The 21,909-nt window shown below is 46.1% G+C and carries 25 protein-coding genes; 7 read left to right on the plus strand and 18 right to left on the minus strand.

Features of this window, described 5'->3' with window-relative positions; genetic code table 11:
• Nucleotides 1-94: 94 nt before the first annotated feature.
• From QUB63_RS21570 to QUB63_RS21585, 4 genes are all read right to left on the minus strand, one after another.
• Entirely contained in the window at nt 95-436 is a 342-nt protein-coding gene (locus tag QUB63_RS21570) for a DUF5615 family PIN-like protein (protein WP_332947355.1), read from the minus strand.
• A gap of 3 nt (nt 437-439) precedes the next feature.
• On the minus strand, nt 440-766 hold the full coding sequence (locus QUB63_RS21575; RefSeq protein WP_332947356.1) for a DUF433 domain-containing protein: 327 nt from the start codon (nt 764-766) through the stop codon (nt 440-442).
• 83 nt (nt 767-849) lie between these two features.
• Nucleotides 850-1,197, minus strand: coding sequence for a DUF433 domain-containing protein (locus QUB63_RS21580; protein ID WP_332947357.1), 348 nt, complete (start codon nt 1,195-1,197; stop codon nt 850-852).
• Nucleotides 1,198-1,250: 53 nt separating this feature from the next.
• Complete coding sequence (locus QUB63_RS21585) at nt 1,251-1,577, minus strand: DUF433 domain-containing protein (protein ID WP_332947358.1); 327 nt, start codon at nt 1,575-1,577, stop codon at nt 1,251-1,253.
• Nucleotides 1,578-2,088: 511 nt separating this feature from the next.
• On the opposite strand from QUB63_RS21585, the gene QUB63_RS21590 reads away from it, so the two are divergent.
• Nucleotides 2,089-3,318, plus strand: a complete 1,230-nt coding sequence (locus QUB63_RS21590; protein ID WP_332947359.1) for a GUN4 domain-containing protein — start codon at nt 2,089-2,091, stop codon at nt 3,316-3,318.
• 219 nt (nt 3,319-3,537) lie between these two features.
• On the opposite strand, the gene QUB63_RS21595 is transcribed toward QUB63_RS21590, so the two are convergent.
• Nucleotides 3,538-4,152 (minus strand): COP23 domain-containing protein, encoded by a 615-nt coding sequence (locus QUB63_RS21595; protein ID WP_332947360.1) that lies wholly within the window; start codon nt 4,150-4,152, stop codon nt 3,538-3,540.
• A gap of 194 nt (nt 4,153-4,346) precedes the next feature.
• Here QUB63_RS21595 and QUB63_RS21600 point away from each other — a divergent pair, with 194 nt between their 5' ends.
• Together QUB63_RS21600 and QUB63_RS21605 are read left to right on the plus strand one after the other, a co-directional pair.
• Nucleotides 4,347-4,688: a DUF433 domain-containing protein gene (locus tag QUB63_RS21600; RefSeq protein WP_332947361.1), complete on the plus strand. Its 342-nt coding sequence runs from the start codon at nt 4,347-4,349 to the stop codon at nt 4,686-4,688.
• Nucleotides 4,688-5,050, plus strand: coding sequence for a DUF5615 family PIN-like protein (locus QUB63_RS21605; protein ID WP_332947362.1), 363 nt, complete (start codon nt 4,688-4,690; stop codon nt 5,048-5,050). Before QUB63_RS21600 ends, QUB63_RS21605 begins: the two co-directional genes overlap by 1 nt.
• Nucleotides 5,051-5,264: 214 nt before the next feature.
• On the opposite strand, the gene QUB63_RS21610 is transcribed toward QUB63_RS21605, so the two are convergent.
• From QUB63_RS21610 to QUB63_RS21620, 3 genes are all read right to left on the minus strand, one after another.
• Nucleotides 5,265-6,674 carry an NAD(P)(+) transhydrogenase (Re/Si-specific) subunit beta gene (locus tag QUB63_RS21610; RefSeq protein WP_332947363.1) on the minus strand — a complete coding sequence of 470 codons (1,410 nt, stop codon included), beginning with the start codon at nt 6,672-6,674 and terminating at the stop codon, nt 5,265-5,267.
• Nucleotides 6,671-6,964, minus strand: a complete 294-nt coding sequence (locus QUB63_RS21615; RefSeq protein ID WP_006633295.1) for an NAD(P) transhydrogenase subunit alpha — start codon at nt 6,962-6,964, stop codon at nt 6,671-6,673. Before QUB63_RS21615 ends, QUB63_RS21610 begins: the two co-directional genes overlap by 4 nt.
• Nucleotides 6,965-7,227: 263 nt before the next feature.
• The gene (locus QUB63_RS21620) at nt 7,228-8,376 is read right to left on the minus strand and encodes a Re/Si-specific NAD(P)(+) transhydrogenase subunit alpha (RefSeq protein WP_332947364.1); all 1,149 of its coding nucleotides are present in this window, start codon (nt 8,374-8,376) and stop codon (nt 7,228-7,230) included.
• 540 nt (nt 8,377-8,916) lie between these two features.
• Between QUB63_RS21620 and QUB63_RS21625 the strand changes: the two genes are divergently transcribed.
• The 3 genes from QUB63_RS21625 to QUB63_RS21635 all read left to right on the plus strand — a co-directional run bounded on the left by QUB63_RS21625 (nt 8,917) and on the right by QUB63_RS21635 (nt 12,856).
• Nucleotides 8,917-9,429 (plus strand): DUF2808 domain-containing protein, encoded by a 513-nt coding sequence (locus QUB63_RS21625; protein WP_332947365.1) that lies wholly within the window; start codon nt 8,917-8,919, stop codon nt 9,427-9,429.
• 396 nt (nt 9,430-9,825) lie between these two features.
• A complete protein-coding gene (locus QUB63_RS21630; protein WP_332947366.1) occupies nt 9,826-11,097 on the plus strand; it encodes an MFS transporter in 1,272 nt (423 codons plus the stop codon).
• A gap of 181 nt (nt 11,098-11,278) precedes the next feature.
• On the plus strand, nt 11,279-12,856 hold the full coding sequence (locus tag QUB63_RS21635; protein ID WP_332947367.1) for a DHA2 family efflux MFS transporter permease subunit: 1,578 nt from the start codon (nt 11,279-11,281) through the stop codon (nt 12,854-12,856).
• A gap of 158 nt (nt 12,857-13,014) precedes the next feature.
• Here QUB63_RS21635 and QUB63_RS21640 read toward each other — a convergent pair whose 3' ends face one another.
• From QUB63_RS21640 to QUB63_RS21685, 10 genes are all read right to left on the minus strand, one after another.
• Complete coding sequence (locus QUB63_RS21640) at nt 13,015-13,782, minus strand: ABC transporter ATP-binding protein (protein ID WP_332947368.1); 768 nt, start codon at nt 13,780-13,782, stop codon at nt 13,015-13,017.
• A gap of 236 nt (nt 13,783-14,018) precedes the next feature.
• Nucleotides 14,019-14,897: a glycine--tRNA ligase subunit alpha gene (gene glyQ / locus QUB63_RS21645; protein WP_332947369.1), complete on the minus strand. Its 879-nt coding sequence runs from the start codon at nt 14,895-14,897 to the stop codon at nt 14,019-14,021.
• A gap of 126 nt (nt 14,898-15,023) precedes the next feature.
• Nucleotides 15,024-15,311 carry an NfeD family protein gene (locus tag QUB63_RS21650; protein WP_332947370.1) on the minus strand — a complete coding sequence of 96 codons (288 nt, stop codon included), beginning with the start codon at nt 15,309-15,311 and terminating at the stop codon, nt 15,024-15,026.
• A 94-nt stretch (nt 15,312-15,405) separates the two neighbouring features.
• Complete coding sequence (locus QUB63_RS21655) at nt 15,406-15,693, minus strand: NfeD family protein (protein WP_332947371.1); 288 nt, start codon at nt 15,691-15,693, stop codon at nt 15,406-15,408.
• A 331-nt stretch (nt 15,694-16,024) separates the two neighbouring features.
• On the minus strand, nt 16,025-16,318 hold the full coding sequence (locus tag QUB63_RS21660) for a hypothetical protein (protein ID WP_332947372.1): 294 nt from the start codon (nt 16,316-16,318) through the stop codon (nt 16,025-16,027).
• Between the two features lie 227 nt (nt 16,319-16,545).
• Entirely contained in the window at nt 16,546-17,016 is a 471-nt protein-coding gene (locus QUB63_RS21665; RefSeq protein ID WP_332947373.1) for a GNAT family N-acetyltransferase, read from the minus strand.
• Complete coding sequence (locus QUB63_RS21670) at nt 17,013-17,648, minus strand: type I restriction enzyme HsdR N-terminal domain-containing protein (RefSeq protein WP_332947374.1); 636 nt, start codon at nt 17,646-17,648, stop codon at nt 17,013-17,015. The genes QUB63_RS21665 and QUB63_RS21670 overlap by 4 nt, the downstream gene beginning before the upstream one ends.
• 43 nt (nt 17,649-17,691) lie before the next feature.
• On the minus strand, nt 17,692-18,741 hold the full coding sequence (locus QUB63_RS21675) for a DUF1611 domain-containing protein (RefSeq protein WP_332947375.1): 1,050 nt from the start codon (nt 18,739-18,741) through the stop codon (nt 17,692-17,694).
• Between the two features lie 237 nt (nt 18,742-18,978).
• A complete protein-coding gene (locus QUB63_RS21680) occupies nt 18,979-19,830 on the minus strand; it encodes a Uma2 family endonuclease (protein WP_442921826.1) in 852 nt (283 codons plus the stop codon).
• 31 nt (nt 19,831-19,861) lie between these two features.
• Nucleotides 19,862-20,941, minus strand: coding sequence for a mandelate racemase/muconate lactonizing enzyme family protein (locus tag QUB63_RS21685; RefSeq protein WP_332947376.1), 1,080 nt, complete (start codon nt 20,939-20,941; stop codon nt 19,862-19,864).
• A 195-nt stretch (nt 20,942-21,136) separates the two neighbouring features.
• On the opposite strand from QUB63_RS21685, the gene QUB63_RS21690 reads away from it, so the two are divergent.
• Nucleotides 21,137-21,583, plus strand: coding sequence for an NADAR family protein (locus QUB63_RS21690; RefSeq protein ID WP_332947377.1), 447 nt, complete (start codon nt 21,137-21,139; stop codon nt 21,581-21,583).
• Nucleotides 21,584-21,909 lie beyond the last annotated feature (326 nt).

The raw sequence follows: 21,909 nt of genomic DNA on the forward strand, positions 1-21,909 counted from the left end.
CAGATGATTCTACCTAATATTGGTGCATTTAGTAAGATTTTAGGATAGGTTTGGGCGATTCCCTACGGGATAGCTACGCTTCACGGCTTTTTTTTCAGTTTTGGGGACGTACCACCCGAATCAATTTACCACTCAATGTTTCTTCAGCAGAAATAGCATCATCGATACGTGATGCCAACCTTTCCCAATTGCGATCGTTAGTGCAAGTAATAATACCAGAATGATTGGGTTGCAGGCGATGAAGTCGGATGAAATCTTGCCGATTCAATGTTAACACCGATCGCTCGTCACTCGTTGCAAATGTTAACACTCGATCGTCAGGAATTTTCAGTCCAGCATTTCCTGCTTCTTGAACAGTTAAAACATCGTGACCGAGAGTTCGGATAATTTTTACAACAGCTATTGGGTATTGCTCATCTGAATATAAACGCGCCATATTTTAGGCTTCCTCATTTTCTCGGATTGCCAGTTCAATTTCATCAGGATATGCCTCAGCATAAGCCCAGGTATTTGCCAGATCTGCTGCACCAATAGTGGGATAATTTTCTAGCAAATCGGCTTCACTGTATCCGAGACGACGAGCTTCAATCATTACCCAAACAGGGATGCGAGTCCCAGCGATGCAAGCCCTACCGCCACACACGCCGGGAGTTTTTTCTATTCCTTGCCAAGTATTGCTTAAGCTTTGGACTAATAGCTGTATTGCCTGAGTTTTTTCACCTGGAGTTAAGGCAAGGAGTTGTTTTTCTAATTCTTTCAGTGTCATTGTTTACTATTCCATTTTTATCGAAACAATATGGGTGCGCTCTATTATAGCAAACTCACCCCTGTGTAAAAATATTCTAACTTTTAATAAACATCGCTTTCTTCCATAACTTCATCATTTTCTTTGATTGCTTGTTCAATTTCTTCTGGGTAAGCATCGGCATAAGCCCAGGCATTTACCAAGTCAGCGGCGGTTATATCGGGAAATGATTCTAAGATGATACCATCGGAAGCACCTAAACGGCGATCGCACACCAGTGACCAAACTGGTATGCGAGTATTGCCGATACAAGCATCACCACCACACACACCTGGAGTCTTTTTAATGCCTATAGAACCGTTGGTTAAAGTTTGAGTTAGGATGCTGATGAGTTTAGCTTTATCAACCGGATTTAAGGTTAAGACTTGAGTTTCTAATTCTTGTATAGTCATAATTGCGCTCGTAGGAATATCTTAGTTAGATTATAGCAAATTCGCGCCATGTTTTAGGCTTCCTCATTTTCTTTGATTGCTTGTTCAATTTCTTCTGGGTAAGCATCAGCATAAGCCCAAGCATTGACTAAATCAGCCGCAGTCAAATGGGGATAGCACTTAAAGAGTTCCGCATCGCTGCATCCGAGACGGCGATAACCCACAAGTACCCAAACTTGTATGCGAGTATTACCGACACAGGCATCGCCTCCACAGACACCGGGAGTCTTTTTAATGCCTAAAGAACCGTTGGTTAAATTTTGAGTTAGGATGCTGATTAGTTTAGCTTTATCAGCGAGATTTAAGGTTAAAATTTGAGTTTCTAATTCTTGTATAGTCATAAGTGCGAGGGCAGGAATATATTATCTAGATTATAGCAAATTCGCGCCCTGTTTTAGGCTTCCTCATTTCTAGCGATCGCAGCTTCAAATTATTCGTTGATTCGCGATCGAATAATTTGCAATCTCGTAGGGGCGGGTTTTACCAACCATAATTGTTTCAAACTAATTATCTCGTAAACCCGCCCCGCCCGATGCTTTTCTGTGAGTCCACCAAATCTCGCTCCCCCCTAGCCCCCCTTCTTAAGGGGGGGACAAGAGTGCAGTCAAAGTCAACCCCTACTCCCCTTCTTAAGGGGGATGCGAGGGGGATCTAGACTTGGCTACCAGCGAGATATCAAGAGGCTTTTAATCTTAACTTGTCACCTGCGATCGCTCCCATTTCCTTACCCGTAGCTACGATCGCAAAAAAATGGTATACTTTCATATTAATCTCCTACCTGGAAAACAACAGATCACTGTTGTAGAAATTATTCATTTACTCCCTTATTCCCTAAAATTATCAGCAAAATTCATGAAATTTCGCTCTTTCTGGCTAATCTTCACCCTTATCGGAGTTTCCTTAACAAGTTGCTCGCAGCAGAAATCATCTCAAGAAATTGCCGAAACAGTTAAAAATAGCATCGTGCTGATTTCCTACCAAAATGAAGCCGGACACGGTACGGGTTTTATTGTGCCGGGGCCAACGGGAGTTTGCACGGTACTCACGGCACGTCATGTGGTGGAAGGGCGCAGTTTGAACCTGCAAACTAACGACCAAAAACTTCATAAAACTGACAGCATCCAAGCAAGTCCTAATCTGGATTTAGCACTGGTAACGTTTCAGTCAGCCGGGGAAAAATGTCCTTATCCGAGTCTCAATCTTGGCGATTCTGATAGGGTGAAAGAAACAGACCAAATCTACATTTCTGGGTTTCCAGACAGGGTTGGTGGCGGCAAATTAGTGAGACAGTTTGTGCGAGGTTTGGTATCTGGGTTGGATGTGTTGGAACAGGGTTATGGGATTTCCTATGATGCTTCTACTTTTGGTGGGATGAGTGGCGGGCCTGTTTTAGATACTAGCGGGAAAGTGGTTGCAGTTCACGGCAAGACTGACGCTCAAATTGTTGCGGATTTGCAGAATCAGCAAGCAAGTTTGTCTCCGCAGCAGCAAGCGGCGTTGCAACAAGCAGCGACAAGAGTTGCTGGAGGAGTACAAATTAATACTTATAAGTGGGGAATTCCCATTAAAACTTATCAGGCAAATCAGTCTTGGGAAAATCAACCCCTTGCTAAAGCAGACTATACTAAACTGCGCGATTTATTGGCGGCTAGACAGTGGGAGGAAGCAGATCGAGAAACTGATAACAAAATGTTAGAAGTGGCGGGGATACAACAAGAAAATTGGCTAAGCAAGGAAGATGTCGCAAATTTTTCCTGTCCGGATTTGCGGGCGATGGATCGACTTTGGGTAAAATACAGTGATGGACGCTTCGGCTTTTCTGTACAGAAGAGCATTTATCAACGTCTTGGCGGTGGCGCGAAAAATTATGATGGAAGAGTCAAGGAAGCTTTTAGTGAGACGCTCGGCTGGAAAAAGAAAGGAGATTCGGTTTCTGCTTTCTTTGAGTATTCATCACGTAGACTTACTTTTAATATCAATGCACCCGAAGCTCACCTCCCAGGTGGGTGGTGGGGTTCCGTGGGTTGTATGGGGGTTTGTGGTCCTTCTTTCCTGGATAGATTCGTAGATTGTAACTTATAAAGACTTCAAGTTTTTATTAAGAATAGTGAACGCATCAAAATCCACGCAGTCATGCGGTGTCTTGGTTTTCGATACATGGCACTGGGGGTTTATCTGATGTCCATCGACCTCATTCTTGTATGTCATTGCGAGCAAAACGTAGTGAAGCGAAGCAATCGCAAGCCTCTGGGATTGCTTCACGACCTTCGCAATGACATTCGCTGGCGAGCAAGTATGATATCACTTAGCAGACTTAGATCCAACAAGGCGATCCTCTTCAGCCAAAAAAGGAGTTAAATCAATCTCTGGCGAAGCCTGAGAAAACTTAGGAGTTGCCAACTTACCATCGCTATTTTGATCAACCCCAGTACCAGTCAGCAAATTTTCAGTCATATCTCGCATTGCGTTATAAGCCTCCGTTTCGCTACCGGGCTTCAATGTCACCAACAGCGGACAACCCTCGCCACTCAACTTAGTTTTAGCACAAATCACATATTGATTCGGCGTATTAGAATCGCCTCTATAAGCTAACCGAATTAAACCATCTTTGCGATAACCGTTCAATCGTTCAGAAATTTCTTCGCAACGTTTGAGGGGGTCATAGCCACCGCCTAAAGTTGTCTTTATTTTCAACCAAGGTTTTTGACCTTGATCGTGACGGTACATGACAGTCCAAACGTCACCTCCCCCCTGAGTATCTGGCTGATTTTGGCAGGAAAAACGAGTATCTTTTCCAAATAACAGGGGCTGCCAACCTTGAGTATAAGCAATTCCGGCACCGACAACAGCCGCTAACAAACTTAGTACACCGACAGTCAGGTTTGCGGCGTTAAAAAACTTTCCACCATTATTCACGGTACAGAATCCTCGATAAAATTTTGATAGACTACAAGAGCGATAATTAAGTTGAAAAGTTCTACATCAGCCAAGTAACGCATTCCCGAAAGCCGGCAGGTGTTGAAACCCTTGCAGGACTGGGGCGAGTTGAAGTAGCCAATGTGCTACACTCAGTATACGCTCAAAACTCACAGTGAAAATGAACCACAATCATGCAATTAGAAGATTACTTTGAATTTTTAACACCAGAAGATATCCGCATCAAAGGAACCCGCGTCGGTATCGAACACGTTCTCTACGAATACATCCACTGCGGCCAAACTCCAGAAGCCATAGCTCAAAAATTTCGGACATTAACTATGGCTCAAGTGTATGCTACGATTTTGTACTATCTGGAAAGTCCCAAAACTGTAGGTAAATATGTAGGAGATTGGTTAGAATATTGCCTCAAAGCTGAAGCTGAATACGATCGCAATCCATCACCTTTTGTCTTGAAAATGCGTAAAATTAAGGAACAAAAGAACATATCTACACAACGCGATAGAGTTCATTAATGACTGTTAAATACCTGTTAGACGAAAACATAGACCCTGAATATCGGGTGCAGCTTTTGTATCATCAATCCGATATCGTCGTTTTGATGGTTGGCGATGAAGGTGTTCCGCCTAAAGGAACGAAAGATCCAGAAATCTTGTGTTGGTGCGAGGAGAATAACTTTATCCTCGTTACTAATAACCGACGTTCAATGCCTGTTCATTTGTCTGATCATACAGCCCAAGGTCGCCACGTTTTAGGAATTCTCACAATCCGCTTGAATGCAGATATGGGCCAAGTGATTGACGAGTTAATTGAAATTGCCGGAGCATCTTTTGAAAATGAATATCAAGATAGGATTGAATTTATCCCGCTGAGATAATTCGCAGGGCGGACAATATAGCAGTATCTTTTTATAAGATTCGCCGATTAAAATCGCTGCTTGTCACACGAAGTCCCTCTCTAAGAGACTGAAAGAAAGAGAAGTATTAGCATCTATACAAACCCCAAACAAAAACCCGGTTTATCCAAAAAACCGGGTTTAATTATCTGCGTTAATCCGCGTTAATCCGCCTTCATCAGCGATCGCAAAAATCCTACAACTGCTTCACCTCAGCAACCAATTTGGCAACCACATCCTTAGCGCTACCAAACAACATCATCGTCTTATCCTTATAAAACAACTCGTTGTCAACACCAGAAAAACCAGCACTCATCCCGCGCTTAATCACGATCGTATGCTTGGCCTTATCAACCTCCAAAATCGGCATCCCGTAAATCGGACTCGCCGTATCGTGGCGCGCCGCCGGATTCACCACATCATTCGCCCCGATTACCAAAGCAACATCGGTTTCGTCAAATTGCGGGTTGATATCGTCCATATCGTACAACTGCGGATAAGGCACGTTTGCTTCCGCCAGCAGTACATTCATGTGCCCCGGCATCCGCCCAGCTACCGGGTGAATCGCGTATTTCACGTCAACACCCATTTTTTCCAAACCGTCGGCTAACTCGCGTACCGAGTGCTGGGCTTGCGCTACAGCCATTCCGTAACCGGGAATAATTACCACCGATCGCGCATAGCCTAACATCATCGCACTTTCTTCGAGATTGATGCTGCGAACAGTTTTGTCGATCGCCCCACCAGCAGCAGCCCCAGCAGCCGCACCACCGCCACCGCTACCAAACGCGCCAAACAGCACGTTAGAGATCGATCGATTCATCGCCTTACACATGATCTGCGTCAAAATGATTCCAGACGCGCCAACAAGTGCACCAGCAATGATTAGCATATTGTTCATCAAAATGAACCCAGCCACACTCGCCGCAATCCCCGAATAAGAGTTAAGCAGCGACACCACCACGGGCATATCGCCACCGCCAATCGGCAGCACAAACATGATACCGAGGATATTGGAAATCGCCACCAAACCGAGGAATACCGGCACATCCTCCGGGTTAAATACCATATAACCGCTGCCGGCTAAAAGTGCGATCGCCAGCATGGCATTAAACGGCTGTTGCAGCGGAAACGAAATCGGCGCCCCCGGCAGCAATTCCTGCAGCTTCGCAAACGCCACAACGCTACCAGTAAAAGTAATTCCGCCGATTAACACGCCCAAAAGGATCGTAATCGTCGCGTCGGGCGCAGGCGATTGGGGGATGCTGAGATAGCGCCAGAATTCGCCCACAGCAACGAGTGCAGAAGCCGCACCCCCGAAACCGTTAAGCAAACCCACCATCTGCGGCATATCCGTCATCGCGACGGTTTTCGCCATAATTGTTCCCAAAATGGAACCGACGATAATTCCGACAGCAATCAATTCGTAGCTGACTACTTGCTTTTCGAGTAAAGTACCGACGATCGCAATTAACATCCCGATCGCAGCTAACACGTTTCCTTGACGCGCAGTAGCTGGGGAACCCAATTGTTTCAAACCGACGATAAATAAAGATGCGGCCACTAGATAGCCTAGCTGAATGCCGCTGGGCAGAAAATCGTTCACGCTTTAACCTCTTTTTTCTTGAACATTTGCAGCATTCGATCGGTTACTAAGAAACCGCCGACAACGTTGATTGTGGCTAGGGCGATCGCGATCGTCCCCAAAATCGAAGTAACAGTCACATTGCCTTGGCCGGAAATCAAAATTGCACCTAAAACTGCAATTCCTGAAATCGCATTGGAACCCGACATCAAAGGCGTGTGCAGCGTCGGCGGGACTTTATTGATTACTTCAAATCCCACAAACGACGCTAGCGTAAACACCACTAAACCTGCAATCAATCCTTCTGCCATAACAATTGGTAATTGGTAATTGGAAATAACTCGTTCCCGGTTGCGTCCGCCAGTTCCCGGTTGCGTTCGCCAGTCCGCCAGGGAATGAATTCCACGGGGCTTTTAGCCAAAGTCCTCTGAAGAGGACTAATGAGTTCTTCAGTCCTCTTCAGAGGACTTGAGCTTTGAGGCAGGGGTTTCAACCCTTGCCGGACTATCGGACTGCCGGACTATCGGACTGCCGGACTATCGGACTGCCGGACTTTGCCTCATAACGACAAAATCTAACTGACGGCTGAAGCCTCAGCCTTCAAAGCATCCCGCACCCGCTGGTTGCTAATTTCCCCATCGCGAGCAACACAAGCACCAGCGATGATATCGTCTTCAAAATTCAAATTGAGTTCCTTATCTTTCACCATCAACTGAACTAAAGCCGAGATATTCTTCGAGTAAGTTTCGCTAGCGTGGACAGGCATCGACGAGGGCACATTAATCGGGCCGATGACATTAACGCCGTTCCATTCAACTTCTTTCCCCGCTTCTGAACATTCGCAATTGCCGCCTTGTTCGGCCGCGAGGTCAACAATTACCGATCCCGGCTTCATTTGAGAAACCATTTCTCGGGTAACTAAAATAGGTGCTTTTCTGCCGGGAACTTGAGCAGTTGTAATCACTGCATCGGAGGCGCTGACGTGTTGGGTGAGCACTTGGCGGGTGTATTCTTTGGCGGCTTCTGATAATTCTTTAGCGTAGCCACCGGCGGCGACTGTTTCTTCTTTTAGTTCGACATCGAGGAATTTAGCGCCCAAGCTTTGCACTTGTTCTTTGGTTTCCGGGCGGATGTCGAAGGCTTCAACTACTGCGCCCAAACGGCGCGCTGTGGCGATCGCCTGCAAGCCAGCAACGCCCACACCCATTACCAATACTTTCGCGGGGCGAATTGTACCCGCCGCCGTTGTCAGCATCGGAAAATACTTTGGCAAAGCTGCGGCTGCGATCAGTACCGCTTTGTAACCGGCAACGTTACCCTGAGATGACAGCGCATCCATACTTTGAGCGCGGCTGGTGCGCGGGATCATTTCCATGCTGAATGCCGTTACTTTGCGATCGGCCAAACGCTGTACCAAAGCCGGATTTCCCAAAGGATTCAAAAATCCGATGAAAACGCCTCCTTCCCGGAGTTGATGAACTTCTGATTCTTGCAAGGCCCCGATTTTCACGACGACATCGGCTTCGCCCCACAGCCTAGCGGTATCGGCGACAACCTGAGCTCCCGCTTCTTCGTAAGCAAGATCCGAGAAAAAGGATTTTGCGCCGGCACCGGCCTCAACCCAAACTTCGACGCCCTGTTTGACTAATCGGGCTACAGCGTCGGGTACTAAAGCCACCCGGCGTTCCCCTGCTGCTATTTCTTTTGCGATCGCTAATTTCATGGACTCTCCTTTACTCTAATAGACAGGGCGGTTGAAACCGCGTCTTGTCAGACATGCACCTGCCGACGCCGGTTGAAATTCAAATTTCCCAGTCCGCCCAGAGGCCGACATCGTTTGTTTGGCGTGCGATTTCAATCGCTGGCTGGCTTGGACAGTCCGCCCAGAGGCGGACATCGTTTGTTTGGCGTGCGATTTCAATCGCTGGCTGTTGGGCTTTACATTTAAGCACCCGTTGCCCTAAACTTCTCACGTTGATACTAAAGCCGATCCCCAAAAATACACTCGCTTCTTTAACTTGTCTTATAGATTCAAATTCGCTAAACTGTTAAATTTGCAGCAGAGCATGATACAATAAAACGCTGCCTAATTCTGTAGTTTTAATGTCTGTTGTGAGTATTACGCAAAAAATAATTAAGCTGAGCCGGAGCGAGCTCGCACTCATTAAATTGCTGAGACATTCGGTATATTAAAGGCATTCATCGCAAATTGCCCGCAGTAAATATTTAAGGTTCCATCGTAATTTTGGTGAGAGGAGCGATTATGAAACGATTATTTTCAGCATTAGCGGTGACAGGTTGCTTGCTAACGAGCTTGCCCGCCATCAGTTTAGCCCAGTCCATGCCAGGATTCACGATTTTCGGCGGCCCCGATCGCGCCAACCAGTTAAACTATCGCTTGGATTACGGCAAAGCCGGGATGAGCGGCGATAGATATCGGCTGCGAATTCCTTCCAAAAAAGTAAGTCTGGCGATCGCCCAACTCAACATCTCCTATCCAGACTACTACAAAGGCGAATTCGACCAAAAAGACATTAAAGTGCGCGTCAAAGACAAAACAATCCAATTGCAAGAAGTCATCTGGGACAAAGAAAATCGATTCATAGAAATTTATCCCGCAGAGCCAATTCCTGCCGGCAACAACGTTGAGGTTGTGCTCTCCAACGTCAGAAACCCAAGTCCCGGCGGAATGTACCATTTCAACGTCCGCATCCGCACCCCAGGGGACGTTCCCTTGATGCGTTACCTGGGGACTTGGCTGTTGAGCATTGATTGAGGTTCGGCACAAAAATTTGTATTCAGTCAAGCGATCGCGACAGAAAGATATCACTGTGGCGATCGTTTTGCTGTAGGGAAGAAATTAACAAGAGAGGATTTACGAACAGATGGCCAGAAACCGGGTTTTTTCTCAAAAATACTCGGTTTCTGTCCGCAGATACGCAAAAAACCCGGTTTCTTTGAGGAGAGTGCATAAACCCTGAATACTCAAATCCTGATTTTCCGAAGTCCTAAAATCGAACCAGAGGCCCATACCGCAATTCTATTTGATTCCTAAAATAAGTCTAGGTGTAATTCCCGATGGTTGCCCCTCGCTAATTAGGCATAGGCCCAAGGGCGCTACCCCGACAAAATGTTTACCAATCCCATAGGATTGCTCGAGCCGTACTGATACATGAATCTTCTAGAAAAAATCAAAAAAATCAAACTTCCTCCAGCCCTGCGATCGCAAAATTACCGCCTGTTTTTTGCAGGACAAGGCATCTCGCTGATTGGCAGTTGGATGACGCAAGTCGCTACTGTTTGGCTTGTCTACAATTTGAGCGATTCACCTTGGATGCTCGGCGTAGTAGGATTTACCAGTCAAATCCCAACATTAATTTTACTGCCTTTTGCAGGAGTTTTAATCGATCGCTGGAACCGCCACCGAGTCATAGTTGCCACTCAAATATTAGCGATGGTTCAATCCTTAGCCCTAGCATTTTTAGCGCTAACAGGAGTCGTCAACATTTGGCAGCTTTTGGTACTGAGTTTCTTTCAAGGAGCAATTAACGCCTTTGACGCGCCCGCACGACAAGCTTTTGTGCCCGAGCTCGTGGAAAAGAAAGAAGACTTAGCAAATGCGATCGCCCTGAATGCTTCCATGTTCAACGGAGCCCGACTAATCGGCCCAGCAATTGCCGGATTGGTAATAGGTACAGTCGGCGCCAGTTATTGTTTTCTGATTGACGGACTCAGTTACATCGCTGTAATTGCAGGCTTATTAGCCATGCACCTCAAACCCCGTAAAATTGCAGCAACTAATAGCAAACCATTACAAAGATTAAAAGAAGGATTCGATTATGCCTTCGGGTTTCCCCCGATTCGAGCAATCTTACTGCTACTAGCATTAGTCAGCTTCGCCGGAATGTCCCACACAGTATTAGTCCCAATTTTTGCCACAAAAATTCTGCAGGGCGGCCCGCAAACCCTCGGATTTTTGATGGCAGCTTCCGGAGTCGGAGCATTTGCAGGCGCGATTTATTTAATCGGACGCACAAGTATAGTTGGCCTCGGCAAATGGATTGCGATTTCACCAGCAATTATGGGATTCGGACTGATAGGTTTGGGTTTGTCTCGCGTCTTATGGCTGTCATTAATCATGATGTTGTTCGTTGGGTTTGGTTTCATTTTGCAATTTGCAGGAGGAAACACATTTTTGCAAACAATTGTGGAAGACGACAAACGCGGCAGAGTGATGAGCATATACACGATGGCATTTTTTGGAGTGACACCGTTTGGGAATTTACTTGCCGGCGGATTGGCAAATTATATCGGCGCTCCCAATACAGTCATCATTGGAGGTATAATTTGTATTTTAGGCTCGATAATTTTTACCAAACAGTTGCCAGCTTTAAAAAACTTAGTCCGACCACTTTATCAAAAAATGGGTTTAATTCCGCAGTAGCGATTTAGCCTAAAATCACAAATGCCAACATTAAACAACATTCCCAAAGCTAATATCTGACTGTATCTCCAGCAATCCTCAAGAATTTGTAAACTTCTCTCTTCTCTTCTCTTTCTCTGCGCCCTCTGCGCCCTCTGCGGTTAAAACATCCAAATTAATTACGCAACCAGAGGTTAAACCCATGGCAAATACAAGTGCAATACCACAGCAGAGCGATCGCGTTCCCTTAAAAACCTGGATCGGCGTCATGGGAACAATTCTCGGCGCTTTCATGGCAGTTTTGGACATCCAAATCACCAACGCATCTCTCAGAGATATTCAAGCAGCTTTAGGCGCAACCTTAGAAGAAGGTTCTTGGATTTCCACCGCCTATCTAGTCGCAGAAATTGTCGTAATTCCGCTGACGGGTTGGCTGTCGCAGGTGTTTTCAGTCCGTCGCTACATCTTGGTAAATGCCGCTTTTTTTGTATTCTTTTCCATGTGCTGCGCTTGGGCGTGGAATTTGAATTCAATGATTGTATTTCGGGCTTTGCAGGGATTGACGGGCGGCATTTTAATTCCGATGTCTTTTACATTTTTGCTGACGAATTTGCCCCCGAAAAAACAGCCCGTTGGCATGGCGATGTTTGCACTGACAGCTACTTTTGCACCATCCATCGGGCCGACATTGGGAGGTTGGCTGACGGAGAATTACGGCTGGCAATATGTCTTTTATCTCAATTTGGTTCCAGGGCTGCTGCTGCTAGCTGCTGTGTGGTACGCAGTTGACCCTAAGCCGATGCAATTGTCACTGCTAAAAGGGGGTGACTGGTGGGGAATTGTCTCGATGGCGATCGGCTTGGGTTCCCTGCAAGTCGTGTTAGAAGAAGGCAGCCGCAAGGACTGGTTTAGTTCTGATTTTATTGTGCGTTTAAGCATAATTGCTGCAATATTTATCAGCGCTTTTTTCTGGATAGAACTAACTCGCAAACGACCGTTTATTAACTTGCGCTTGCTGACTCGCCGCAATTTCGGCTTAGCTACTATTGTCAATGTATCCTTGGGGGTGGGATTGTACGGTTCAGTGTTTATTTTGCCGCTGTATTTAGGTCAAATTCAGCAGTACAATGCCATGCAAATTGGCGAGGTGATTATGTGGGGCGGCGTGCCGCAGTTATTCCTCGTGCCGATGGTGCCGAAGTTGATGCAGCGAATCGATATGCGGCTGATGATTGGCATAGGTGTGAGTTTGTTTGCGGTGAGTTGTTTTATGAATGCCAGTATGACTCATGATACGGGTATCGATCAGTTACGTTGGTCGCAATTAGTCCGGGCAATGGGGCAGCCTTTAATTATGGTGCCGCTGTCAACTATTGCCACTGCTGGTATGGAGAAACACGAGGCTGGTTCGGCTTCGGGTTTGTTTAATATGATGCGAAATATGGGAGGTTCGATGGGGATTGCGGCGTTAGGAACTTTGGTCACGCAACGCGAGCAATTTCACTCGAATCGATTGGGGGAATCTGTTTCTTTGTACAATCCGGCAACGCAGGAGCGAATTAATCAAATGACTCAGTATTTTGTGAGTCGCGGTGCGGATTTAAGCGTGGCAAAAGACCAGGCAATTAAGGCAATTGATAATATTGTCCGCCGCGAAGCTTATGTAATGGCTTTTAATGATTGTTTTTATTTTGTGGGAATTGCTTTGCTGTTAAGTGGGATTGCTATTTTGGGTTTTAAAAAGGTGAAAGCGGGTGCGGGTGCTGGGGGAGCACATTAAATCAGGGAAGGGGAAGTAGGGTGGCAATATTCCTCTCGATCCCCCCTAACCCCCCTTAATAAGGGGGGAACAAGAGCTTTCAAAGTCGACCCCTACTCCCCAAAACATCGGGGGATGCGAGGGGGATCTAGACTCGACTACAAGTGCAAGTTCTATACTCACCATTCTTGTTCTGCTTCTGCTTCTGCTTGGATTAAGTTTTGCCGCAGTTGCACCCAATCTATGTGATGGGATGGCGAGTCTTCGATGAGTTTTCCGCGCTGTAAATGCAGAATTCGCGTGCTAAATTGCTCGGATAATTCTAATTGGTGGTTGACCATTAAAATTGTGGTTTGATTGTTAGTTATTTGTGTCAATACTTGCAAAAGGTGGGCGGCTTTTCCTGCGTCTAGGGCGGATGTTGGCTCGTCTAAAAGCAAGATTTTTGGTTGCAGGATGATGCCGCGGGCGATCGCCACTAACTGTTTTTGGCCCGTAGAAAGCTGCAATTCCGTGCGATCGAGCCATTCTTGGGGTATGTGCAGTTGTGCGATCGCCCCGCTAATTCTCTCTGCAATGTTTGATGAAGTCACGCCCCGCAGCTTCAAAGGATAAGCCAACGCTTCTCGCACCGACATTCCCAAAAGCTTGGATTCTTGCAGGATGAGGGTGATTTGTTTGCGGAGTTCGATCGCAGGTATTTGTCGGTATTCTGTATTTTCCAGATAAATCGAGCCTGTCGTGGGGCTGCTGAGTCTGTTTAGCAACCGCAACAGCGTAGTTTTCCCAGCCCCCGAAGGGCCCACAATTGCCACGCGAGATCCCTTATTTACCTGAAACGAGATATTGTCCAATAAGTAGCTTGAGGCGATCGGTGTTTTCAAACTCACCCCATCAACTCGCAATTGAGGAGTTATTTCTGTATTATTTTCTGAATAATTAGGCATTAATATTAAGTCCGCTAGATTGGTTTGTAGGGAGCGCACAGCGCACCTTACCCATGGGTTCGCAGCATCGGACTTCAGTCCTCATAAAACTAAGCTAATCAGCATTTAAATTGTATGTCAACAAACAATCAAAACATGAGCGAGCCGTTGCTGCGACGCATCCCTATGCAATTTAAATGCGAAATAGCTGAGGACTGAAGTCCTCACTACAAACTTATAACAGTTATTTTTATAACTCAAACTTTCACAGCTTTATCCAAAGGAAAACCCAGATGTTCGCGCTGTTCCAAATAAAGCTGAGCAACACGCCGCGCCAAGTTGCGAATCTTGGTAATGTAGCGAGTTCTTTCCGTTACAGAAATCACGCCTCTAGCGTCGAGCAAATTAAAAGTGTGAGAACATTTGAGTACATAATCTAGACTCGGCAAAACCAAGCCTTTTTTGGTCAATTGTTCAGCTTCTTGCTCGTACAATCCAAATAAAGTAAACAACAATTCAGGATTGGAAGCTTCAAAGTTATAAGTACACTGTTCTATTTCCCCTTGCAGGTGAACGTCGCCGTAAGTTATGCCATCTTTCCACTGAATTTTCGTCATCGCATCAACTTCTTGGAGATACATTGCGAGGCGTTCTAGTCCGTAGGTAATCTCAATGGAGACGGGGCGGCAATCAATGCTGCCGCACTGTTGAAAGTAGGTAAATTGGGTGATTTCCATGCCGTCGAGCCACACTTCCCAGCCGACGCCCCAAGCTCCCAGAGTGGGCGATTCCCAGTTGTCTTCTACGAAGCGAATGTCGTGGTCTTCTGGGCGAATTCCTAATGCTCGGAGTGAGTCTAAATAGATTTCTTGGATGTTGGGAGGAGAGGGTTTAATTAAAACTTGATATTGATAGTAATGTTGGAAGCGGTTGGGGTTTTCGCCGTAGCGTCCGTCGGTGGGGCGGCGACAGGGTTCGACGTAGGCTACAGACCAAGGTTCGGGCCCAATTGCTCTGAGAAAGGTGTGGGGATTCATGGTTCCTGCACCTTTTTCTGTGTCGTAGGATTGGGCGATCAGGCAGCCTCGATCGCTCCAGAATTGATTCAAAGTTGCAATGACTGATTGAAAGTTCACTGGTTTCAATATCGCTAGTATGTGTCTCAACTTATTTAAGCATAAAAAAGGCATGGTTTATGCAAATAAACCATGCCGAAATGATATGTGGTGTGAAAAGTTAGGTTGTTTGGATCGAGTTCTCGTTTAGTCGGCGGGAGTGAGAGAAACTAACAGAGTGATGCTGTCAACGCCGATGACATAAACGGTGTCTCCGGGTGTGAGGGTGATTTGGCGATCGCACCGTGCGGGCCACCAGCTACCTTGGAAGCGGACGCGACCTGTTTGATTCGGGTAAATCGATTCATCGACGACTGCTTCTTCGTTGAAATAGTTAAAATTGGTGTTGATGTAGTTGTCCACTAACATATTATCTGCTGTGCTGTAGGTGTGAACAGAAAAAATAGAACCGAAAGCTTTTACTAAGTTGAACATTTCCCTGACTCCTTTTGTGTTAATATATATGGAACTTTAATCGCCTGTGGATGCTATTTGAAAGGTTGCATTTCCTGGTTGTTCATCCTCTGATTTAGTCTGCCGGAGCGAGGGAAACTAACAGGGTGATGCTGTCAACGCCGATGACATAAACGGTGTCTCCGGGTGTGAGGGTGATTTGGCGATCGCACCGTGCGGGCCACCAGCTACCTTGGAAGCGGACGCGACCTGTTTGATTCGGGTAAATCGATTCATCGACGACGGCTTCTTCGTTGAAATAGTTAAAATTGGTGTTGACGTAATTTTTGATTAACATATTGTTGGCTGTGCTGTATCCTTGAGTGGAGAAGATCGAGCCGAAAGCTTTTACTACGTTGAACATGATATTTACTCCTGTTGTGTTACAATAAATGGATGTGTAATTGTCTGTTTGTGCTATTTGAGAGGCTGCATTTCCTCGGTTGAGATTGATTGATTGCCCTGATATTTCATTGTTCTTGTCTTTCGTGGTTCCATCAGGATAAAAGGCTAAGAAATTTTGAAATGTTCGAGGGATTTCAGAAGCGGTTGCGGGGAGTCTAAATCGGGTAATTCCGAGGTATTGAATTAAGGATTTAGTGGTTGAGCCGTTGGTGGGATTTGCAAAGAGGGTAGATGTTGTTAGCTACATTAGAGATTGGTTGATTCCGCATTACTGCTGCTGTGAAGATGTTTTATTTTTGGGGTTGCTTTTTTTGATTGGGCTGTGACTCGTTTGCTTTACACTTACTAATTTGCCAGGAGTCGAATGTGTTTGGGGCGATCGCCAGTCCACTTTTATCGTCTGGTACTGGCACAGGACACTCGCAAGCCAGCAAACAACGATTTTTCAAAGGTTTTAGCTTACTCATCTGACTGGTAGCTGTGCCAATTTCGGCAACTGGACTACCGCAGGCTGTGAATCCTGAGTTTACGCAAAGTCGATCGCGCAATCCGGAACATCCATACATATCCCGTCCGTGACTCATAGGTTCTCCGCATCGGACGAAGAGTCCTCTCTCATCTGATGAGGACTCTTCGTCCGATGCGGAGAACCGATCTTAGGTTTGTAGTGAGGACGAAGAGTCCTCTCTCATCTGATGAGGACTCTTCGTCCGATGCGGAGAACAGACCCTGCAATCGCCATTCATTATTGAACAAATCGAACTTAAAATCAATTCATAAATTCAGAATCTTAAATTCATAAAAATCATAATTATAGAAAACTTTTTTGATACTGCATAATTGTCACCGGAATTCTGAATAAAGTTTTACCTAATTGAGACAAACCGAACTTGAATTTAAGCGACTGCGGCAAATCTTGCACGGAAACTTCCACGAAGCCAAAGCGAGTATAAAATGATGCCAGCCGCTTTCCCAAACATTCTAAATATAGCGGTTCTGTAGCCTGTTGAATTAAATATTTTGTCAGGTAAATGCCCAAACCGCGATCGCGCCAATCCTTCGCCACCACCAAACTACCCAACTCTTGCGCGCCCGTAAACTTCCGCAACTGTCCGCAAGCCGCCAATTGTCCAGCGCATTCAATGACCCAGAATTGCTCCCAGCGCAACTGAGTCGGATCGAGTTTGGCGCTCCAAACTAACATTCTAATTGATTTGATATCTTGAGCCGACGCTTGGCGTAGAACGCATTCTGACGGCAAGGAAAAAGAACTTTTAGTCATGAGTTATAGTTGGAAACTACAGCAGCGATTCGTTTGAAAATGCGAAAAACTTCGTAAAGTTCGTTTTCGGGGCTCCAAATATCAAAAAGCTTAGACAAAGCATACTGGGGTGTACCTTGTTTAGTCACTTTGATGAATCGGAAACTACTGCCATTACTCAGAAGTCCAAATGATGGTCTTTCTGAATTCGGGTCATTCAGCATATAAAATAGCAATTGGGGAAGTCCCGCATCAAGAGAGTATTGCGCTCGCTTGGCTTCGATTGCCACAACCCAAAAAGATTCAATTAAAAGCAGAATATCAATGCTTCCTCTGACAAGTATATCTTCATCAACTGTAACCAGTTCCACCGATTTTTCTGACTCTATGTGAAAGGGAGTCAAGAAGAAACCTGCTAAAAATAGCAAGGGAGCCAGTACCACCATTTTTACGGTATCTTCTATCATGGGGTACTCGGCACTGTTAGTATAGCCAGCTTTTACTTTGTCTAGATATCGCTTTTCTTCATCAGTAATTTCTGGTAAATCGTCAATCCACTCCCGGAAGAATTGCTCGTCTTCAGCAAGTTGGAAATTAAATTTTGTTTTGACATCGCGCAGTGTCAGTGTTTTGGCTTGAATGCTTTGTGTCATAGTTTTCTGTAGCTCTTAGCTAGTTGTAACTGATTGTAGCATATCAATTGGCGATCGCCCCCAGCAAAACCTCCGCGCCAAACCGCACCGGATCGGTACAAGGCAATCGCATTTCTGCTTTAATTCCTGCTATTGCTAACAGCGCTTCTGCGTCAGTTAAGTGATGAGTATTGAGAGCGATCGCGCTGACTTTTGCCCCAACAAAAGCACCCGCAGCAGCGGCAACAATTTCGTACAGTTCAACCACTTTCGCCAAACTAGGAATCGATACGTGCGGGTGATTGCGAATGTGAGTTTGTCCGGCTCGGTGCGCTAAAATTAAGTGAGTTGGCTGTGTCCCCCGGAGCAGCGGTAGAGTCGCCGTCGAACCCGGATGCAATAGCGAACCTTGCCCTTCTACGTGCAGAATATCGCATTCCGAACCCAATTTTATCACCGCTTGTTCGACAGCACCGGCGGCAAAATCAACTCGAACTGCATCCAATGCAAGGCCTTCATTTCCGATCATTAAACCCGTTTGTCCGGTTGCTAAAAATTTGGAACGCAAACCCCGCTGCAAGCACGTGCGATTGAGTTCCAAACTGGTTGACATTTTGCCGACGCTCATATCTGTGCCGACTGTTAACACGCGGCGGCAGCTTAATTTAGCCGCTGCAGCAGAGGCGATCGCACCGACAGATTGCGGTTCCTGACGCACGTCCCAAATCCATTGATTTTCGGTTAACGGAACCGTTATCAAAGGTGCAAGTTTCGCGTGCAAACCGTTGACAACCGACAAACCTGCTGCTACCGCTTGATTAATTTCTGGCAGCCATTCCGGCGGCAAAATACCGCCGGAAGGAGCGATACCAATTAGCAGAATATCCGGCGCAAATTGCAGTGCTTCTGCAACGGAAGCAACTATCGGTACTTGTTGGGGAATGCCCGTTAATTCAGGCAAAGATTGTCCTGTACATTGGCGGTCAATTACTGCTACAATTTGTGCTTCGCTGTAGCGCAAAAAAGCTAAGCCTGTTTTGCCGGAAGTCCCGAGAATTCCCTCGTGCAGCAAGATAGCAACTTTGCCATTTTTGATGGGATAGTTTTCAGTCATTGGTTCAGTGTAGTCGCCTGGTGAGGGCGGGTTTATAGATATTGTGGATGTGAATCAAAGATTGTTGGTGAAACCCGCCCCTACAAGTATTGTGGTTAATTTACCGGACATTATATCAACACTTCGGACAGTTTCACGGATTACATATCGGGGCGAGGGGGGCTAGAAACCCGGTTTCTGATAATTTTGCGTTTAGTAACGAGAAATCTAGGAAGAAACCGGGTTTCTGATTGGCGATTACTGGTTCAAAGCATTCGGATCTTCTCCCAATTCTCGCAATCTGGCTTCTAGTCGCGAGGCTCGCTGTTGAGCAGCTTCGGCTTGCTGTTGAGCAGCTTCGGCTTGCTGTTGAGCAGCTTCAGCTTGCTGTTGAGCAGCTTCAGCTTGCTGTTGAGCGGTTTCAGCTTGCTGTTGAGCGGCTTCGGCTTGCTGTTGAGCAGCTTCTTCTGGTAACAAAATTAGATTGCCCGACTCATCATAAAAACGCACCCAGACTGCTGTTTCTCGATCGACAATTCCTTCCCAAGCCCCCAACCAAAAACCTAGGGTTTCGCACCACAGCCAACCCCGCTCGTCGGGCACTAACGGCTGATAACGCAGGTTGGCATCTAAACGCCATCCTTGCAAAGAATTCGGCTCGAAAGGATCGAAAACAAAGTAATCGGGTGTTCTAAAAACCTGTTCGTAAATGTCCTTTTTTTTGCCTGTATCCTGATTTGCTGTTGACGGCGACAGCAGTTCCACAATGACATCCGGATAACGTCCGTTTTCTTCCCAAACTACCCAGCCTTGTCGGGAAGTATTGCTGTCAACACCCAACACAGCGAAAAAATCCGGGCCTCGGAAATCCTGATTGCGAATCTGTTTAGCGCTGTAATAAATAAACATATTGCCACCGACAAAAAAATCGTTCCGGTTAGCTAAACCTTGTTCTGCGGAACGGATTAAAACAGTCATGGCTATCCGGTGGCGGTTGCTTTCCATTTCTGCACCATCATCAAAAATTAAATCAGTGGGCGGCTTGTGTGCTTCATAGAAAAGCTCTGCTTCTCTATCAAGTTGCTCTCCAATTGATTGCACTGGCATCATAGCATCTCCAGATTTGTTTCGAGCGATACTTCTATTCTACAATGTCAATTCGCTGCACTCCCAATCCCGATCGCCCGTTTGGCACCAAACACCCATTTTCTATCGTTGCACCCGTGAAAGGATCGTCGATTAAATTTAAGTTACTGTCCAAATCCAAGTAATCGGCTAGCGGCGAAAGTTGTGCGGCTGCGGTATTTGCGATCGCACTATCGGAATAGCAGCCGAACATCACTTGCAAATTGCAGGCTTTTGCTGCGTGAATCATCCGCATGGCTTCGCTCAATCCGCCGGATTTCATCATTTTGATATTGATGCCGCGGACGCAGTGCGCTAACTTGGGTATATCCGAACTGTTGAAGCAACTTTCATCAGCAAAAATTGGCAGGGGCGATTGACGGTAAAGTTCCGAGAATTCTGCCAGATCCGCGACTGGTGAAAGCGGTTGTTCGACATAATTTATGTGGTATTTTTCCAGCCAGCGACACATTTCGATCGCGCTGTTCAAACTCCAGCCGCCGTTAGCATCAACACTGATTTGAATATTAGCTGGTGCTTCTTCTAAGACTGCGATTAACATAGCTTTGTCGGCTTCAATTCCTTCGGGATTTCCCAACTTGATTTTGACGGCGCGGTATTTGATGCTTGCGGGCTCTGTCGCATCTTGGCCAAACCAATCGCGCACTCTGTCTCTGGCACCAGATGGCGAATTTATGCCGATGGTGACGGATGTGGGGACAATGCGCGATCGATCTAATCCCCACATTTTCCACAGCGGCAAGCCTGCTTTTTTGCCCAGCCAGTCGTGCATTGCCATGTCGATGCCGGCGCGGGCGGCCGAGGGTAACTCGACCTCTGTTAAGATTTGTTCGATTTTTTGGCGATCGCACGGAGTAAACTTTTCTAGCAGCGGTGCAACTTCCTGCAATGCTGCTAGCAGAATTTCGGTAGTTTGGGGCTTAGAACCTGTGGAAAAGGGCGATGCTTCTCCCCAACCTTCGATGCCTTCGTGGGCTAATTTTACCCACAAATTCGTACTTTGGGCTGTTGTACCGCGGCTGATAGTAAGGGCAAACCGCTTGCGGACAGTGAAGGTTTCTATTTGAAGCTGCATGATTAGTTATAAGTAGTGGATGGAAGGGTGAAAAAGCATAATCTTAGTTTTGATATTTTACTAAACATCTGTAATAAAGCCAAGTGCTAATTGTAAATTATGGCATAATTATGGGTTGGTAATGTGCGCTCTTATAGCACCCTACATGAGAATCTAACTTGCACATTATGCACCCGTAATTAGCAATAAAATATTATGCCAATTTACTTTTACAGCACTCGCGGCGAATACGGCAGTTTATCTAATTTTTCCCGCCACGGATTCGAGTTAGATGGAGAATACTGGCCCACTACCGAACATTATTTTCAAGCACAAAAGTTTCCCCAAACAGAGCACTGCGACCAAATTCGCCAAGCAAAAACGCCGAAAGATGCAGCAAAAATGGGGCGATCTCGTTCTCGTCCCCTGCGCAAAGATTGGGAACAAGTCAAAGATGATATCATGCGAAAAGCCGTACTGTGCAAATTTGAAACTCATGCGGATATTCGCGAAATTTTACTCGCTACCGGCGATGAGGAAATAGTCGAAAATGCACCGGGAGATTACTATTGGGGTTGCGGGAAAGATGGCAGCGGCAAAAATATGTTGGGACAGATTTTAATGGAAGTGCGAGAGATTTTGCGAAAATCCACGCCCGAGTAAAACAGAACTTACAAGTTTGTAGTCAGGACTTCAGTTTTTTCTTTCTAAATTCAAGGGGGAGGACTTTAGTCCTTACTACGAACCTATTTCCCACGATAAAGCAGGACTTATTTAATCTTAAGTCCTGCTAGGCTGCTAAGCGAGCATTTCCTCAATTTTATTAAACACGGTGACTCAAACATCCGCCTGACCAACTGTCAAATTTTGTGCCAATCTCCTCAGGCTGTTCTAGTAGAGGGTTTAGCCTCTCCTCGGAGACTGCGAAGCAGGGGAAACGGTAAAAACCCTGCACCACTTTTTGGTTTTGACAACTACTGTCAACCAGA

The sequence above is a fragment of the Microcoleus sp. ARI1-B5 genome (assembly GCF_036705795.1).
GTDB lineage: Bacteria > Cyanobacteriota > Cyanobacteriia > Cyanobacteriales > Microcoleaceae > Microcoleus.

Coding starts and splice junctions, on each gene's coding strand:
- QUB63_RS21570 (WP_332947355.1), bottom strand. CDS start 436: ATGGCGCGTTTATATTCAGATGAGCAATACCCAATAGCTGTTGTAAAA.
- QUB63_RS21575 (WP_332947356.1), bottom strand. CDS start 766: ATGACACTGAAAGAATTAGAAAAACAACTCCTTGCCTTAACTCCAGGT.
- QUB63_RS21580 (WP_332947357.1), bottom strand. CDS start 1,197: ATGACTATACAAGAATTAGAAACTCAAGTCTTAACCTTAAATCCGGTT.
- QUB63_RS21585 (WP_332947358.1), bottom strand. CDS start 1,577: ATGACTATACAAGAATTAGAAACTCAAATTTTAACCTTAAATCTCGCT.
- QUB63_RS21590 (WP_332947359.1), top strand. CDS start 2,089: ATGAAATTTCGCTCTTTCTGGCTAATCTTCACCCTTATCGGAGTTTCC.
- QUB63_RS21600 (WP_332947361.1), top strand. CDS start 4,347: ATGCAATTAGAAGATTACTTTGAATTTTTAACACCAGAAGATATCCGC.
- QUB63_RS21605 (WP_332947362.1), top strand. CDS start 4,688: ATGACTGTTAAATACCTGTTAGACGAAAACATAGACCCTGAATATCGG.
- QUB63_RS21615 (WP_006633295.1), bottom strand. CDS start 6,964: ATGGCAGAAGGATTGATTGCAGGTTTAGTGGTGTTTACGCTAGCGTCG.
- QUB63_RS21620 (WP_332947364.1), bottom strand. CDS start 8,376: ATGAAATTAGCGATCGCAAAAGAAATAGCAGCAGGGGAACGCCGGGTG.
- QUB63_RS21625 (WP_332947365.1), top strand. CDS start 8,917: ATGAAACGATTATTTTCAGCATTAGCGGTGACAGGTTGCTTGCTAACG.
- QUB63_RS21630 (WP_332947366.1), top strand. CDS start 9,826: ATGAATCTTCTAGAAAAAATCAAAAAAATCAAACTTCCTCCAGCCCTG.
- QUB63_RS21635 (WP_332947367.1), top strand. CDS start 11,279: ATGGCAAATACAAGTGCAATACCACAGCAGAGCGATCGCGTTCCCTTA.
- QUB63_RS21640 (WP_332947368.1), bottom strand. CDS start 13,782: ATGCCTAATTATTCAGAAAATAATACAGAAATAACTCCTCAATTGCGA.
- QUB63_RS21650 (WP_332947370.1), bottom strand. CDS start 15,311: ATGTTCAACTTAGTAAAAGCTTTCGGTTCTATTTTTTCTGTTCACACC.
- QUB63_RS21655 (WP_332947371.1), bottom strand. CDS start 15,693: ATGTTCAACGTAGTAAAAGCTTTCGGCTCGATCTTCTCCACTCAAGGA.
- QUB63_RS21660 (WP_332947372.1), bottom strand. CDS start 16,318: ATGAGTCACGGACGGGATATGTATGGATGTTCCGGATTGCGCGATCGA.
- QUB63_RS21665 (WP_332947373.1), bottom strand. CDS start 17,016: ATGACTAAAAGTTCTTTTTCCTTGCCGTCAGAATGCGTTCTACGCCAA.
- QUB63_RS21670 (WP_332947374.1), bottom strand. CDS start 17,648: ATGACACAAAGCATTCAAGCCAAAACACTGACACTGCGCGATGTCAAA.
- QUB63_RS21675 (WP_332947375.1), bottom strand. CDS start 18,741: ATGACTGAAAACTATCCCATCAAAAATGGCAAAGTTGCTATCTTGCTG.
- QUB63_RS21680 (WP_442921826.1), bottom strand. CDS start 19,830: ATGATGCCAGTGCAATCAATTGGAGAGCAACTTGATAGAGAAGCAGAG.
- QUB63_RS21685 (WP_332947376.1), bottom strand. CDS start 20,941: ATGCAGCTTCAAATAGAAACCTTCACTGTCCGCAAGCGGTTTGCCCTT.
- QUB63_RS21690 (WP_332947377.1), top strand. CDS start 21,137: ATGCCAATTTACTTTTACAGCACTCGCGGCGAATACGGCAGTTTATCT.